A 14,885-nucleotide genomic window follows, 5' to 3' on the forward strand; every position below is an offset into this window, starting at 1 on the left:
TGGCTTTCTCTGGTCGGCCTCCATCTGAGCTGCAAACTTGAGTTGCAAACCGTTCTCATTTGCTGGGCGCGCGCGCCCTGCCCCGCGCCACAGCCCTGGCGCGGCAACGAATGCCTGTGCACTACACCCCTGCCCTGCCGGCGGCGTGGCCACCCGCCAGAGCGGGCCGCCTCAACGGCTGAACATGCGGATCACGCTGGAGAAGTCGAGCGCGCCGTTGCCGGCCAGGCTGTGGGCCGCGTACAGGCTGCGCGCCAGGCCACCGAGCGGTGTGGCCGCACGCACCGCGGCGGCGTTGTCCTGCGCCAGTCCGAGGTCTTTGAGCATGAGGTCGGTGCCGAAGCCGCCGGCATAGGCGCGGCTGGCGGGCGTGGCTTCCATCACGCCGGGCATGGGGTTGTACTTCTCCAGCGCCCAGTTGCCGCCGGAGCTGCGGCGCATGATCTCCGAGAGCACCTTGGCGTCGAGCCCGTTGGCCACGCCGAGCGCGAGTGCCTCGCTGGTGCCGATCATCAGGATGCCGAGCAGCATGTTGTTGCAGATCTTCGCGGTCTGGCCGGCGCCGGCCTCACCGGCGTGAAAGATGTTCTGCCCCATGCGCTCCAGCAACGGGCGGGCGCGCTCCAGGTCCCAGGCCGTGCCGCCGACCATGAAGGTGAGCGTGCCCGCGATGGCGCCGCCCGTGCCACCCGAGACCGGCGCGTCCAGGCAGCCGATCTGCGCCTGCGCCGCGGCGGCCGCCAGCTTGCGCGAGGTGGCCGCGGCGATGGTGCTGCTGTCGATCACCAACGCACCCGGCGCGATCTGCGTCAACAGGCCTGGTGCGCCATTGCCGAGGTACAGCGCTTCCACGTGCTGGCTCGCCGGCAGCATGCTGATGACCGTCTCCGCATCCCGCACCGCCTCGGCGGCCGAGGTGGCGATGGGCAAACCTTCGCTGGCCCAGTGGCGGCAGGCATCGGCAGAGAGATCAAAGGCGCTGAGCTCGTGGCCGGCCTTCAGCAGGTTGTGGGCCATCGGGCCGCCCATGTTGCCCAGGCCGATGAATGCGATCTTCATTTGGGTGTCTCCTCTTTGTATGGATTCAGGCCAGCGCGGCCAGCGGGTGGGTGGTGGCGAAACGCGGCTCGAACAGGCTGTGAATCAGTTCCGGCGACACCTGCTCCAGCGTGGCCGGGCTCCAGCGCGGCGTGCGGTCCTTGTCGATCAGCAGCGCCCGGATGCCTTCGGCGAAATCGCCATGCGCGCAGCAACCAAGCGAGGCGCGGTATTCGAGCCGGAACACTTCGGCCAGCGACAGGCGCGGCACCCGCTGCCAGAGTTCAAACGCCAAGGCGGCCGAGGTCGGCGAGCCCTTGCTGAAACCGGCCGCGGCAGACATCAACCAGGGCTCGTCGCTCTGCAGGCCACGCAGGCGTTGTGCGATGTCGTGCAGATCTTCACCCGCCATCAGGGTGTTGATGGTGTCGAAGTGCGTCCGCACGCGTGAGGCCGCAGCCTCGGGTTGCGCCAGCCCGGCCAGCAGGCGCGAGAGTTCGGCGCGGTTTTCGGCCGGCGCGTCGCTCCAGCGTGCCGCGCCGATGGCTTGCAGCACGCTCGCGCGGCTGTCGGCCGCGAGGTGAAAGTCCGCCAGGCCGCAGAACAGCGCATCGGCGGCGTTGAGCGGCGCACCGGTGAGTGCCAGGAACAGGCCCACGCGCCCGGGCATGCGGCGCAGGAACCAGCTGCCGCCCACATCCGGATACAGGCCGATGGCCACCTCGGGCATGGCCAGGCGGCTCTCGGGCGTGACGACGCGGTGCGAAGCACCCGCCAGCAAGCCCATGCCGCCACCCATCACGATGCCCTGGCCCCAGCACAGCACGGGTTTGGGGAAAGCATGAATCAGGTGGTCGAGTGCGTACTCCTGCGCAAAAAAACCGTGGGCATAGGGGTTGGGCCCGGCGCCGCATTCGCGCATCGACTGGTAAAGCTCGCGCAGGTCACCGCCGGCGCAGAAAGCTTTTTCGCCAGTGGCCTGCAGCAGCACGCCGGCGATGCCTGGGTCGTTCGCCCATTGCCGCAGCGCCGGCGTCAGCGCCTGCACCATGTTGAGCGACAAGGCGTTGAGCGAGGCCGGCGCGTTCAGCGTGGCCACACCCCAGCGGCGGCCGCAGGCGGCGGGTTGCTCTTCGAGCAGCACCACATCGGTGACGGTGTCGGTGAGGGTCTCGGTCATCGTGGCTCCCATCAGGCGTTGCGCCAGACCGGCGCCCGCTTGTTCAGGAAGGCGTTGACGCCTTCGCGCTGGTCCTCGGTGTCGAACAGGTCCACGAACGCCTCGCGCTCGGCCACCAGGTTGCCCATGGGCGGCTGCTGGCGCGCGCCATGGATGAGCCGCTTGCAGGCGGCCACGCTGGTCGGGCTTTGTTTGTCCACCCGCGCGGCCAGCGCGAGCGCCTGGGTCAGGCCCTGGCCACGGGGCACCACCTCTTCCACCAGGCCGATGCGCAGCGCGGTGGCCGCGTCCACACGTTCACCGCAGAGGATCAGGCGTTTGGCCCAGGCTTCACCCACCAGCCAGGACAACCACTGCGTGCCGCCCGCGCAGGGCAGCAGGCCCACGCCGGCTTCGGGCAGGGCGAGCTGGGCGTGTTCTTCGGCAATGCGCAGGTCGCAGGCCAGCGCACATTCGAGCCCGCCACCCATCGCGTAGCCGTTGAGGGCGGCGATGCTCAGGCCACGAAAGTTCGCCAGTGCCTCGAAGGCCTCACCGAAACGGCGCGCCATGGCGCGGGCCACTGCGCGGTCGCCGTCGGCAAACAGCTTGAGGTCGGCACCGGCGCTGAAGAACTTCTCGCCGTCGCCGGTGATCACCAGGCTGTAGATGTCGCGGTCGGCGTCGAGGTCGTGCACCAGGGCGGTCAGCGCCGCCAGGCTGTCCAGCGTCCAGGTGTGCGCGGGTGGGTTGTGCAGGGTCACGAGTGCGGTGTGGCCGCGCTTGTGCAACCGCAGGCCGGGGTAGGCAGAGGATGTCATCGGATGGTCTCGGTCGCCAGGTCTTGCAACATGCGGCGGGCGACGATCACGCGCATGATTTCGTTGGTGCCTTCCAGGATCTGGTGCACGCGCGCGTCGCGCAGCAACCGCTCCAGCGGGTATTCGCGGATGTAGCCGTAGCCACCATGGATCTGCAGCGCTTCGTTGCAGACCTGGAAGCCGGTGTCGGTGGCCAGGCGTTTGGCCATGGCGCAGTAGATGTGGGCATCGGGTTGCCCGGCGTCGAGCTTGCTGGCGGCCAGCCGCACCATCTGGCGCGCCGCCACCAGTTCGGTGGCCATGTCGGCCAGCTTGAACTGCAGCGCCTGGAACTCGCTGAGCTTGCGGCCGAACTGGGAGCGCTCGTGCATGTAGCGCGCCGCCGCGTTGAGCGCGCCCTGCGCCGCACCCACCGAACAGCTGGCGATGTTGATGCGCCCGCCGTCGAGGCCACGCATCGCGATCTTGAAGCCGTCGCCCTCCTCGCCCAGCAGCTGGTGTGCCGGCACGCGCACGTCGTCGAAGTTCACGCTGCGCGTGGGCTGGCTGTGCCAACCCATCTTGTCTTCGTTGCGTCCGTAGCGGATGCCCGGGCTGTCCGCCGCCACCAGCAGGGCCGAGATGCCGCCCGTGCCCGGCCCACCGGTGCGCGCCATCACCACCAGCACGTCGCTGGCGCCGGCGCCGGAGATGAAGGCCTTGCTGCCCGAGAGCACGTATTCGTGGCCCTCCAGCCGCGCGGTCGTTCGCAGTGCGCCAGCGTCGGAGCCGGCACCGGGTTCGGTGAGGCAGTAGGAGGCCAGGCGTTCGCCGCTGGTGAGCAGCGGCCCCCAGTGCGCCGCAATCTCTTCGCGGGCATAGCGCGTGACCATGGCGGTGGCCATGTTGTGGATGGTCAGGTAGGCGGTGGTGGACGGACAGGCCGCCGCCAGTTCCTCGAACACCAGGGTGGCGTCCAGCCGCGTCAGGCCCAGGCCGCCATGCGCCTCGTCGGCGTACAGGCCACAGAAACCCAGCGCACCGGCAGCGGCCAGGGTGTCGCGCGGGAAATGGCTTTCGGCGTCCCAGCGCGCCGCATGCGGCGCCAGCTCACCGGCCGCAAAATCGCGCGCGGTCTGCTGGAACGCCAACTGGTCTTCGGACAGTTCAAAGTTCATTCAGGGGCTCCATGGCGCCGGAGCGCGACCCGCAGCGCATGAGAAAAACCAGGCCAGGGGCATCGAGGGACGGCTCCGCCGGCCCCAGATGCCGTCCCCCTCCCGCCGCAGGCGAGAGAGGGGGAAGCCGCAAAGCGGCGCAGGGGGTGCCTTCACTTCAAGCTGATGGTGGTGTTGACGCCGCTGCTCACGCTGCTGTCGTCGAACCAGCGTTCGGTGATGGTCTTGGTCTGGGTGTAGAACAGCACCACCTGCTTGCCGTAGGGGCCGAGGTCGCCCAGCTTGGAGGCACGGGAACCGGTGAACGAGAACAGCGGCACCGGCACCGGGATCGGCACGTTGATACCGACCTGGCCAACGTCGATCTCTTCCTGGAAGCGGCGCGCGGCCGCGCCCGACTGCGTGAAGATGGAGGTGCCGTTGCCGTTCGGATTGGCATTGATGAACGCAATGGCTTCGTCCAGCGTTGCGGCGGCGGCCACACACAGCACCGGGCCAAAGATCTCCTGTTCGTAGACCGCCATGCCGGGCTTCACGCCCGAGAAGATGGTGGGGCCGACAAAGTTGCCTTCTTTCAGCGCCCCGGGCAAGGCCGGCAGGCGGCCGTCGAGTTCGAGCTTGGCGCCCTCGGCCTCGCCTTGTGCGATCAGGCTTTCCACCCGGTCCTTGGCTGCGCACGAAATCACCGGACCCACGTCGGTGCCGCTGCTGGCGCCGTTGCCCACGGTCAGGGTTTTGGCGCGCTGCACCAGCTCGGGCAACCAGGCCTGCGCCTCGCCCACCAGCACCGCCACCGACACGGCCATGCAGCGCTGTCCGGCCGCGCCGAAGGCCGCGCCGAGCAGGTTGTTGAGCGTCTGCTCCTTGTGGGCATCGGGCAGCACGATGGCGTGGTTCTTCGCGCCCATCATGCATTGCACGCGTTTGCCACTCAGCGTGGCACGCTGGTACACGTGGGTGCCGACGCGGGTTGAACCCACGAAGGACACGGCCTTGATCTGCGGGTGGTCGCAGATGGCGTTCACCACCTGCTCACCACCGTGCACCACGTTGAGCACGCCGGGCGGAATGCCGGCCTCGATGGCCAGCTCCACCAGGCGCATGGTGCTCATCGGGTCTTGCTCGGACGGCTTGAGCACGAAGGTGTTGCCGCAGGCAATCGCCATCGGGAACATCCAGAGCGGGATCATGGCCGGGAAGTTGAACGGCGTGATGCCGGCGCACACGCCCAGCGGCTGCTGCAGCGTGTAGGTGTCCACGCCCGTGGCCACGTTGTTGGCCAGCTCGCCCATCTGCAGGCTGCCGATGTTGGCGGCGTGCTCCACCACCTCCAGGCCGCGGAAGATGTCGCCCTCGGCGTCGGCCAGGGTCTTGCCCTGCTCGGCCGTGAGGATGGCCGCCACTTCCTTCATGTTTTCGCGGATCAGCTGCTGGTACTTGAGGAAGATGCGCGCGCGCACGCCAATGGGGGTGTGGCGCCAGGTCTGGAAGGCGGCCTGGCCGGCGGCCACCGCCGCGTCCACCTCGGCCACCGTGGCCATGGGCACCCGCGCCAGCACCTCCTGCGTGGCGGGGTTGACGATGTCGCGCCACTCGGTGGTGGTGGACTCGATGAACTCGCCGCCGATGAGCAGCTTGACGGTGGGTACCTGGCGCATGGTTGTCTCCGGTGTTGTTGGAAGTGAATGCAGGGAAAAAATGGGGTCAGCTGTAGCGGCGCTCCAGCTCGTCAAGCAGTGGCTTGCCGACCAGGCGCTGGCGTTCGGCAAACGGCGCGACCAGGGCCGGGTCTTCCAGCAGGCGGCGGCTGTCGCGCAGCTCGGTGAGCGCTTTCTGCATGCCGGCCAGTGCGCCCTGCAGGGCCGCGTTGGCGTACAGCACCAGGCCGTAACCCAGGCCGGCGAGTTCTTCTGCGCCGACGATGGGCGTGCGCCCGCCGATCACCATGTTCATCAGCTGGGGGCGCTGCAGGCGCTGCGGCAGCGCGCGGATTTCTTCCGCCGTGGTGACGGCTTCGACGAACAGGATGTCGGCGCCGGCCTCGCTGAAGCGCTGCGCTCGCTCGATGGCGGCCTCGAAGCCCTGCGTGGCGCAGGCGTCGGTGCGCGCCATGATGAGCAGGTTCGGGTCCTGACGCGCATCCACCGCGGCCTTGATCTTGCTCACCGCTTCTTCGGTGGAAATCACGTCCTTGCCCGCGAAGTGGCCGCAGCGTTTGGGGGCGATCTGGTCCTCGAACTGGATGCAGTCGGCCCCGGCGCGCTCCAGCGTGCGCACGGTGTGGCGCACGTTGAGCGCGTTGCCGAAGCCGGTGTCGGCGTCCACGATCAGCGGCAGCTGCACCGCGTCGCGGATGCGCGCCGTGTGATCGGCGATGTCGGCCAGGCCCATGAAGCCCTGGTCGGGCAGGCCGAAGTGCATGTTGGTGACACCGGCGCCGGTGATGTAGATCGCCTCGAAGCCGAGGTCTTCGATCACCTTGGCCGAGAGTGCGTTGAAGGCGCCGGGCACCAGCACGCCGCGGCGCGCTTCGGCCAGGGCCTTGAGTTGTTGTCGGGTGGACATGGGGGATTCCTCAGGTTCAGAAACTGTCGGCGGGCACACGCACCCAGCCTTCCATCAGCACACGCGCGCTGCGGCTCATCAAGGCCTTGGTGACAGTCCACTGACCGTTCACCTGGCGCGCCTCGGCGCCCACGCGCAGCGTGCCCGAGGGATGGCCGAAACGCACGCTGTGGCGCTCACCGCCACCGGCGGCCAGGTTGACCAGGGTGCCGGGAATGGCAGCGGCGGTGCCGATGGCCACGGCCGCCGTGCCCATCATGGCGTGGTGCAGCTGGCCCATGGAGAGCGCGCGCACCAGCAGATCGACGTCGGCGGCGGCCACCGCCTTGCCGCTCGACGCGGTGTAGCTCGCGGGCGGTGCCACGAAGGCGATCTTGGGTGTGTGCTGGCGCAGCGCGGCGTCTTCCAGCCGCTGGATCAGGCCCATGCGCAGCGCACCATGGGCACGCAGGGTTTCGAAGCGCGCCAGCGCCTGCGCATCGCCGTTGATGGCGGCCTGCAGCTCGGTGCCGGCGTAGCCCAGCTCCGCGGCGTTGAGGAAGATGGTGGGAATGCCGGCGTTGATGAAGGTGGCCTGGAAGCTGCCGATGCCGGGCACGGCCAGCGTGTCCACCAGGTTCCCGGTGGGGAACATGGCACCACCGCCCTCGCCTTCGCCCTCGTCCGCCGGGTCGATGAATTCGAGCTGCACCTCGGCAGCCGGAAAGGTCACGCCGTCGAGTTCAAAGTCGCCGGTCTCCTGCACCGCACCCTGCGCCATCGGCACATGGGCAACGATGGTCTTGCCGATGTTGGCCTGCCAGATGCGCACCGTGGCCACGCCATCGCGTGGCACGCGCTCGGCCCGCACCAGGCCGTTGGCAATGGCAAACGGCCCCACGGCGGCGGACAGGTTGCCGCAGTTGCCGCTCCAGTCCACGAAGGCCTGGCCGATCGCCACCTGGCCGAACAGGTAGTCCACGTCGTGGTCCGCCCGGCTGCTGCGCGAGAGGATCACCGCCTTGCTGGTGCTGGAGGTGGCCGCGCCCATGCCGTCGATCTGTTTGCCGTAAGGGTCGGGGCTGCCGATCACGCGCTGCAGCAGCGCGTCGCGTGCGGGGCCGGGCACCTGTGCCGCCTCGGGCAGGTCTTGCAGGCGGAAGAACACGCCCTTGCTGGTGCCGCCACGCAGGTAGCTGGCGGCGATCTTGATCTGGGGAAGGTGTTGTGGCATCAGCGGCTCTGGGTGGCGGCGAGGAAGTCCTGCGCAAAACGCTGCAGCACCCCGCCGGCTTCGTAGATCGAGACTTCTTCGGCGGTGTCGAGCCGGCAGAGCATGGGCACCTCCAGGCGCTCTCCGTTGCGGCGCGTCACCACCAGGCTGAGCCGGGCGCGTGGCTGGCGCTCGCCGACCACGTCGTAGGTCTCGCTGCCGTCCAGGCCCAGCGTGAGGCGGCTGGTGCCGGGCAGAAACTCCAGCGGCAGCACGCCCATGCCGATCAGGTTGGTGCGGTGGATGCGCTCGAAGCCTTCGGCCGCAATCGCCTCCACACCGGCCAGCCGCACGCCCTTGGCAGCCCAGTCGCGCGAACTGCCCTGGCCGTAGTCGGCTCCGGCAATGATGATCAGCGGCTGCTTGCGCTGCATGTAGTGCTCGATGCCCTCCCACATGCGCACCACCCGGCCCTCGGGCTCGATGCGCGTGAGGGAACCGCGCGTGACCTGGCCGTCCACCACCGCCATCTCGTTCACGAGCTGCGGGTTGGCGAAGGTGGCGCGCTGCGCCGTGAGGTGGTCTCCACGGTGGGTGGCGTAGGAGTTGAAGTCTTCCTCCGGCAGGCCCATCTTGTGCAGGTACTCGCCGGCCGCGCTGTCGGGCAGGATGGCGTTGGACGGAGACAGGTGGTCGGTGGTGATGTTGTCCGGCAGCACCGCCAGCGGGCGCAGGCCACGCAGCGTGCGTTCTCCGGCCAGCGCGCCCTCCCAGTACGGCGGGCGGCGGATGTAGGTGCTCTGCGGTCGCCAGTCGTAGAGCGGGCTGACGGCTTCGCCGCTGGCCACGCCAATCCGGAACATGGGGTCGTAGACGCGCCGGAAGTGTTCGGGCTTGACGCTGCGCGCGACGATGGCGTCGATCTCTTCGTCGCTCGGCCAGAGGTCTTTCAGCGTCACCGGCCGGCCGTCGGCGTCGGTGCCGAGCACGTCTTTCTCGATGTCGAAGCGCACCGTGCCCGCGATGGCATAGGCCACCACCAGCGGCGGTGAAGCCAGGAAGGCCTGCTTGGCATAGGGGTGGATGCGGCCGTCGAAGTTGCGGTTGCCCGAGAGCACCGCCGTGGCATACAGGTCGCGCTCCACCACCTCTTGCTGGATCACCGGGTCCAGCGCGCCGCTCATGCCGTTGCAGGTGGTGCAGGCAAAGGCCACGATGCCGAAGCCCAGCTGCTCCAGCTCGCTCAGGAGGCCGGCCTCTTCCAGGTACAGCTGCACGGCTTTGGAGCCGGGTGCCAGCGAAGACTTGACCCAGGGCTTGCGCGTCAACCCGCGCGCCTTGGCGTTGCGCGCCAGCAGGCCGGCGGCGATCACGTTGCGCGGGTTGCTGGTGTTGGTACAGCTGGTGATGGCCGCGATGATCACCGCGCCGTCCGGCATCTGGCCAGGCACTTCCTCCCACGGCGCAGCAATGCCACGCGCCGCCAGCTCCGAGGTCGGCAGGCGCTTGTGCGGGTTGGAGGGGCCGGCCATGTTGCGCACCACGCTGCTCAGGTCGAAACGCAGCACGCGTTCGTACTCGGCGGTCTGCAGCGCGTCGGACCACAGGCCCAGGGTTCTGGCGTAGGTCTCGACCAGTTGCACCTGAGCTTCCTCGCGCCCGGTCAGGCGCAGGTAGTCAATGGTCATCTGGTCGATGGAGAACATGGCCGCGGTGGCGCCGAACTCCGGCGTCATGTTGGAGATGGTGGCGCGGTCACCCAGCGTGAGCGCGGCCGCGCCTTCGCCGTGGAACTCCAGGTAGGCGCCCACCACTTTTTCCTTGCGCAGGAACTCGGTGAGTGCCAGCACGGTGTCTGTCGCGGTGATGCCGGGTTGCGGCCGGCCGATCAGTTCCACACCCACGATGTCGGGCAGGCGCATCCACGAGGCGCGGCCCAGCATCACGCTCTCGGCCTCCAGGCCGCCGACACCGATGGCGATCACGCCCAGGGCGTCCACGTGCGGCGTGTGGCTGTCGGTGCCGACGAGGGTGTCGGGGAAGGCCACGCCGTCCTGCGCGTGCACCACCGGGCTCATGCGCTCCAGGTTGATCTGGTGCATGATGCCGTTCCCCGGCGGGATCACCTCCACGTTCTTGAAGGCCTTCTGGGTCCATTCGATGAAGTGGAAACGGTCCTCGTTGCGGCGGTCTTCCACCGCGCGGTTCTTGGCGAAGGCGTCGGGATCGAAGCCCGCGTACTCCACCGCCAGCGAGTGGTCCACGATCAATTGCGTCTGCACCACCGGGTTCACCTGGGCCGGATCACCGCCCATGTCGGCGATGGCATCGCGCAAACCAGCCAGGTCGACCAGCGCGGTCTGGCCCAGGATGTCGTGGCACACCACGCGCGCCGGGTACCAGGGAAAGTCCAGATCGCGTTTGCGTTCGATCAGCTGTTTCAGCGCGTCGGTGAGCAGCGCCGGGTCGCAGCGGCGCACCAGGTTTTCAGCGTGCACGCGCGAGGTGTAGGGCAGCCCGGCCCAGGCGCCGGGCTGGATGTGATCGACAGCGGCGCGGGCGTCGAAGTAGTCCAGCGCGGTGCCGGGCAGCGGCTTGCGGTAATCGGTATTCATCAAGCGGGTGTGTTGCGGGTTCAGACGCGTTCCTGGATCGGCAGGAAGGCTAGGTCTTCCGGGCCGGTGTAGTTCGCGCTCGGCCGGATGATCTTGTTGTCGATGCGCTGCTCGATGATGTGCGCGGCCCAGCCGCTGGTGCGGGCGATCACGAACAGCGGCGTGAACATGGCGGTGGGCACGCCCATCATGTGGTAGCTCACGGCGCTGAACCAGTCGAGGTTGGGGAACATCTTCTTCACCTCCCACATCACCGACTCCAGCCGTTCGGCGATGTCGTACATCTTGGTCGAACCGGCCTGCCCGGACAAGCGTTTCGCCACACCCTTGATGACCACGTTGCGCGGGTCGCTCACGGTGTAGACCGGGTGGCCGAAGCCGATCACCACTTCCTTGGCCTCGACGCGGCGGCGGATGTCGGCCTCGGCCTGGTCGGGGTTGTCGTAGCGCTTCTGGATCTCGAACGCGACCTCGTTGGCGCCGCCGTGTTTGGGGCCGCGCAGTGCGCCGATGGCACCGGCAATCGCCGAATGCATGTCGCTGCCGGTGCCGGCGATGACGCGCGCGGTGAAGGTCGAGGCGTTGAACTCGTGTTCGGCGTAGAGGTTGAGCGAGGTGTGCATGGCGCGCTCCCACTCCGCGCTCGGCTTGCTGCCGTGCAGCAGGTGCAGGAAATGGGCGCCGATGGAGTCGTCGTCGGTTTCCAGCTCGATGCGTTTGCCCTGTGTGGACCAGTGGTACCAGTACAGCAGCATGGAGCCGAGCGAGGCCATCAGGCGGTCGGCGATGTCGCGCGCGCCGGGCACGTTGTGGTCGTCCTTCTCCGGCAGCGTGCAGCCCAGCGCGGAGACGCCGGTGCGCATCACGTCCATCGGGTGGGCGTTGGCGGGGATCTGCTCCAGCGCCAGCTTCACGCTGGCCGGCACGCCGCGCAAGGCCTTGAGCTTGGCCTTGTAGGCCGTCAGTTCGGCGCGCGTGGGCAGCTTGCCGTGCACCAGCAAGTGCGCCACTTCCTCGAACTCGCAGACCTCGGCGATGTCCAGGATGTCGTAACCCCGGTAATGCAGGTCGTTGCCGGTGCGGCCCACGGTGCAGAGCGCGGTGTTGCCGGCGGTGACGCCGGAGAGTGCAACGGATTTCTTGGGCTTGAAGCCGGGGGTGCTGAGGTCGGTCATGGGGTCTCTTCCTGGGTAAAAGGGGTGTGGCGTCGCGGCCGCCCGTGGGCGTCCACCGCGACCATTTCGAAACGGCCTTCGAGCGCGGGGCGCAGCTCGCTGCTGGCCAGTACCTCGGCCCGGCCCTCGACCTGCACGGTCATGGAACTGCGGCCGCTGCGCGTGACCTGGGCACTGATCTGCAGCGCTTCCCCGACCCGCACCGGGCTCAGGAAACGCACCTCGTGACAGGCCGCCATCACCACGTTGCCGCGCACATGCCGGCTGGCCGAGAGGAAGGCCGCCTTGGACAGCAGGTTCAGCGCATTGCCGGCGAACAAGGTGCCGTAGTGGTTGGCCTGTTCGGGGAACACCACCTCCACCATCTGCGCCTCGCCGGCCGCGGCACGGTGGCTGGCGGCGGCGTTGTGCGCTGGCACGGACACGCGGGGTTCGGGGGTGGCGGTGGTCATGGCTTCGCAATGTACGCAGCACAACGGGGCAGCGGAAGGGCTGAATTGGCGAATGAAAGCGAAGCGGAATCCGTAAATTTGCGAATCTTGCGAAGAGTTGAAAGATCAGAGGAGTACAGTGCGGCGCATGAAAAAGACCTTCATGGGCGTGCGTCTGCGGCGCTTGCGCGAAGAACGCGGGATGAACCAGAACGCGCTGGCGCTGGCGCTCGGCCTGTCGCCGAGTTACCTCAACCAGCTGGAGCAGAACCAGCGCCCGCTGACGGTGTCGGTGCTGCTCAAGATCAACCGCGTCTTCGGGCTGGACGTGCAGCTGTTCTCCGAAGACGAAGAGGCGCGCCTGATCTCGGAGCTGCGCGAGGCCCTGAGCCAGAACGCCGCGCCGGACACCGTCTCGCTGGCCGAGATCAAGGAGCTGGCCTCGGGCATGCCGGCGGTGGCGCGCACCCTGATCCGCATGCACACGCGGCACCGCGAAGCGCTGGAGCGGCTGGAAGCGCTGGCCGGCCGGCTCGGTGACGACCGCGGCGGCCTGCCCGGCGTGCAGACCATGCCCTACGAGCAGGTGCGCGATTTTTTCACCGCGCGCCACAACCACATTGCCGAACTCGACAGCGCGGCCGAGCAGCTGGCCGCCGAGTGCCTGGGCAGCGGGCCGGCCACCGACGGCATTGCGCGCCGCCTGCAGGAGCGGCACGGCGTGCGCGTGCTGCAGGTGGTGCCCGACCACACCGGCAACGTGCAGCGCCGCTACGACCCGCAGCAGCGCGTGCTGCAACTCTCGTCCAGCCTGGAGGCCGGCCAGGCCGCTTTCCAGATGGCGACGCAGCTGGCCTTCCTGGAGATGCAGGACGTGCTGCACCAGCTGTCGCAGAGCAACGACCTGTCGGGCGAGCCGGCGCGCGCGCTGGCGCGCATCGGCCTGGCCAACTACTTCGCCGGCGCCCTGGTGCTGCCGTACACGCGTTTCCTGGAAGCGGCCGAAGCCCAGCGTTACGACATCGACCGGCTGGCACGCCAGTTCGGTGTCGGCTTCGAGACCGTGTGCCACCGCCTGAGCACGCTGCAGCGGCCGTCGGCGCGCGGCGTGCCTTTTTTCTTCATCCGGGTTGACCGCGCCGGCAACATCTCCAAGCGCCAGTCGGCCACGCATTTCCACTTCTCCAAGGTGGGCGGCACCTGCCCGCTGTGGAACGTGTACGAGGCCTTTGCCCAGCCCGGGCGCGTGCTCACGCAGCTCGCCCGCATGCCCGACGGCCGCGCCTACCTGTGGGTGGCGCGCACCGTGTCGAGTGCGCCCCTGGCCCACGGCGCGCTGGGCAAGACCTTTGCCATCGGCCTGGGCTGCGACAGCCAGCATGCCGAGCGCCTGATCTACTCCAAGGGCCTGGATTTGAAAGACCCCGATGTGCCCACGCCCATCGGCATGGGCTGCAAGGTCTGCGAGCGCGAGGAATGCCCGCAGCGCGCCTTTCCCTTCATCGGACGGCAGATCGACATCGACGAGAACCGGCGCTCGCCCAACCCCTACGCGGTGCAACTGGGCGGCTGAAGCCATTCGATCAGGCCGCGTGCAGCAGCGCCCGGTCGCGGCCGCGACAGGCCGGCCGCCCAGCCTCTTGATGAGTACTTTTTAATTGGCAGGCTGCGCTGTAGCGCGAGCGCGCAGCAGGGCAACTGGCGTCACAATCGTTCGGCTTGCAAGACGGTTTGTGTGGCGGTTCGTGTGGCGGCCCGGTTGTTGCTAAAGCACTAGGGGAAACACCGGGGCCAGCCCACAGGCAGCCCGAAAACCGAGCCCTACAATGCCAACACGACCGACCGTTCCCCTGTCACGGAACACCAACGAAAGACCGTCATGAAAACCCTTCTGCTCTCCCTCAGCCTGATTGGCGCCGTCACCCTGGTCGCCTGCGGCAAGACCGAAACGCCCGCCCCTGCTGCGCCCGAAGCCGCACCGGCGGCTGCAGCACCGGCAGCGGCGCCCGCCGAACTGCCCGAACTCAAGGTCGCCATCGACCCGACCTACGAACCCTTCACCTACAAGACCGCCGACGGCAAGCCCACCGGCTTCGACGTCGACATCGCCGAAGCGCTGTGCGCCGAAATCAAGCGCAAGTGCGTCTACGTCGAACAGGTCTGGGACAGCATGATCCCCGGCCTGCAAGCCAAGAAGTACGACACCATCGTCAGCTCGATGACCATCACGCCCGAGCGCCTGCAGGTGGTGGACTTCACGGACAAGTATTACTTCACGCCCAGCCGCATCGTCGTCAAGACCGGCACGCCGTTCACCGACGCCGCCTCGCTCAAGGGCAAGAAGCTCGGCGTGCTCAAGGGCAGCACGCAAGAGAAGTACGCCGTGGGTGAGCTCAAGTCGTCGGGCGTGACCGTGGTGCCTTACGAAGCCCAGGATCAGGTCTACCTGGACATCAAGTCCGGCCGCCTGGACGGCACGGTGGCCGATCAGGTCGAGGTCAACGGTGGTTTCCTGCGCAAGCCCGAAGGTGCCGACTACGGCTTCGTCGGCCCGGTGCTGAACGATCCCAAGTACTTCGGCACCGGCGTGGGCGTGGCCCTGCGCAAGGACGAAACGGCGCTGAAGGACGAGCTCAACGCCGCCATCAAGACCATCCGCTCCAACGGCGTCTATGACACGGTGAGCAAGAAGTACTTCGACTTCGACGTGTACGGCGACTGAGCCTGAGCGT

Annotated in this window: 12 protein-coding genes; 2 read left to right on the top strand and 10 right to left on the bottom strand. The window is 68.1% G+C overall.

From position 1 onward, the window contains the following. Window positions 1–171: 171 nt before the first annotated feature. The 10 genes from mmsB to HPA01S_RS01475 all read right to left on the bottom strand — a co-directional run bounded on the left by mmsB (window position 172) and on the right by HPA01S_RS01475 (window position 12,174). Window positions 172–1,059, bottom strand: a complete 888-nt coding sequence (gene mmsB / locus HPA01S_RS01430) for a 3-hydroxyisobutyrate dehydrogenase (protein WP_066265693.1) — start codon at window positions 1,057–1,059, stop codon at window positions 172–174. A gap of 25 nt (window positions 1,060–1,084) precedes the next feature. Further along, window positions 1,085–2,218 (bottom strand): enoyl-CoA hydratase/isomerase family protein, encoded by a 1,134-nt coding sequence (locus tag HPA01S_RS01435; RefSeq protein WP_066266180.1) that lies wholly within the window; start codon window positions 2,216–2,218, stop codon window positions 1,085–1,087. Between the two features lie 11 nt (window positions 2,219–2,229). Continuing rightward, window positions 2,230–3,018, bottom strand: coding sequence for an enoyl-CoA hydratase (locus HPA01S_RS01440; RefSeq protein WP_066265696.1), 789 nt, complete (start codon window positions 3,016–3,018; stop codon window positions 2,230–2,232). Beyond that, window positions 3,015–4,175: an acyl-CoA dehydrogenase family protein gene (locus tag HPA01S_RS01445; protein ID WP_066265698.1), complete on the bottom strand. Its 1,161-nt coding sequence runs from the start codon at window positions 4,173–4,175 to the stop codon at window positions 3,015–3,017. Before HPA01S_RS01445 ends, HPA01S_RS01440 begins: the two co-directional genes overlap by 4 nt. A 152-nt stretch (window positions 4,176–4,327) precedes the next feature. Further along, on the bottom strand, window positions 4,328–5,833 hold the full coding sequence (locus tag HPA01S_RS01450) for a CoA-acylating methylmalonate-semialdehyde dehydrogenase (RefSeq protein WP_066265700.1): 1,506 nt from the start codon (window positions 5,831–5,833) through the stop codon (window positions 4,328–4,330). 46 nt (window positions 5,834–5,879) lie between these two features. Continuing rightward, a complete protein-coding gene (locus tag HPA01S_RS01455; protein WP_066265705.1) occupies window positions 5,880–6,740 on the bottom strand; it encodes an isocitrate lyase/PEP mutase family protein in 861 nt (286 codons plus the stop codon). Between the two features lie 16 nt (window positions 6,741–6,756). Next, window positions 6,757–7,953, bottom strand: a complete 1,197-nt coding sequence (gene prpF / locus HPA01S_RS01460) for a 2-methylaconitate cis-trans isomerase PrpF (protein ID WP_066265706.1) — start codon at window positions 7,951–7,953, stop codon at window positions 6,757–6,759. Next, window positions 7,953–10,547: a Fe/S-dependent 2-methylisocitrate dehydratase AcnD gene (acnD, locus tag HPA01S_RS01465; protein ID WP_066265709.1), complete on the bottom strand. Its 2,595-nt coding sequence runs from the start codon at window positions 10,545–10,547 to the stop codon at window positions 7,953–7,955. The genes prpF and acnD overlap by 1 nt, the downstream gene beginning before the upstream one ends. A 20-nt stretch (window positions 10,548–10,567) precedes the next feature. Continuing rightward, the gene (gene prpC / locus HPA01S_RS01470) at window positions 10,568–11,722 is read right to left on the bottom strand and encodes a bifunctional 2-methylcitrate synthase/citrate synthase (protein WP_066265711.1); all 1,155 of its coding nucleotides are present in this window, start codon (window positions 11,720–11,722) and stop codon (window positions 10,568–10,570) included. Further along, window positions 11,719–12,174, bottom strand: coding sequence for an acyl-CoA thioesterase (locus HPA01S_RS01475; RefSeq protein ID WP_066265713.1), 456 nt, complete (start codon window positions 12,172–12,174; stop codon window positions 11,719–11,721). The genes prpC and HPA01S_RS01475 overlap by 4 nt, the downstream gene beginning before the upstream one ends. A gap of 127 nt (window positions 12,175–12,301) precedes the next feature. Here HPA01S_RS01475 and HPA01S_RS01480 point away from each other — a divergent pair, with 127 nt between their 5' ends. Next, window positions 12,302–13,726, top strand: coding sequence for a short-chain fatty acyl-CoA regulator family protein (locus HPA01S_RS01480; protein ID WP_066265715.1), 1,425 nt, complete (start codon window positions 12,302–12,304; stop codon window positions 13,724–13,726). A gap of 306 nt (window positions 13,727–14,032) precedes the next feature. Next, window positions 14,033–14,875: an L-arginine-binding protein AotJ gene (gene aotJ / locus HPA01S_RS01485; RefSeq protein ID WP_084360377.1), complete on the top strand. Its 843-nt coding sequence runs from the start codon at window positions 14,033–14,035 to the stop codon at window positions 14,873–14,875. The last annotated feature ends 10 nt before the right edge of the window (window positions 14,876–14,885 follow it).

Origin of the sequence: Hydrogenophaga palleronii NBRC 102513, from assembly GCF_001571225.1 — a bacterium.
Lineage (GTDB): Bacteria > Pseudomonadota > Gammaproteobacteria > Burkholderiales > Burkholderiaceae_C > Hydrogenophaga > Hydrogenophaga palleronii.

Coding starts and splice junctions, on each gene's coding strand:
- HPA01S_RS01440 (WP_066265696.1), bottom strand. CDS start 3,018: ATGACATCCTCTGCCTACCCCGGCCTGCGGTTGCACAAGCGCGGCCAC.
- aotJ (WP_084360377.1), top strand. CDS start 14,033: ATGAAAACCCTTCTGCTCTCCCTCAGCCTGATTGGCGCCGTCACCCTG.
- mmsB (WP_066265693.1), bottom strand. CDS start 1,059: ATGAAGATCGCATTCATCGGCCTGGGCAACATGGGCGGCCCGATGGCC.
- prpC (WP_066265711.1), bottom strand. CDS start 11,722: ATGACCGACCTCAGCACCCCCGGCTTCAAGCCCAAGAAATCCGTTGCA.
- prpF (WP_066265706.1), bottom strand. CDS start 7,953: ATGCCACAACACCTTCCCCAGATCAAGATCGCCGCCAGCTACCTGCGT.
- HPA01S_RS01480 (WP_066265715.1), top strand. CDS start 12,302: ATGAAAAAGACCTTCATGGGCGTGCGTCTGCGGCGCTTGCGCGAAGAA.
- HPA01S_RS01435 (WP_066266180.1), bottom strand. CDS start 2,218: ATGACCGAGACCCTCACCGACACCGTCACCGATGTGGTGCTGCTCGAA.
- HPA01S_RS01475 (WP_066265713.1), bottom strand. CDS start 12,174: ATGACCACCGCCACCCCCGAACCCCGCGTGTCCGTGCCAGCGCACAAC.
- HPA01S_RS01450 (WP_066265700.1), bottom strand. CDS start 5,833: ATGCGCCAGGTACCCACCGTCAAGCTGCTCATCGGCGGCGAGTTCATC.
- acnD (WP_066265709.1), bottom strand. CDS start 10,547: ATGAATACCGATTACCGCAAGCCGCTGCCCGGCACCGCGCTGGACTAC.
- HPA01S_RS01455 (WP_066265705.1), bottom strand. CDS start 6,740: ATGTCCACCCGACAACAACTCAAGGCCCTGGCCGAAGCGCGCCGCGGC.
- HPA01S_RS01445 (WP_066265698.1), bottom strand. CDS start 4,175: ATGAACTTTGAACTGTCCGAAGACCAGTTGGCGTTCCAGCAGACCGCG.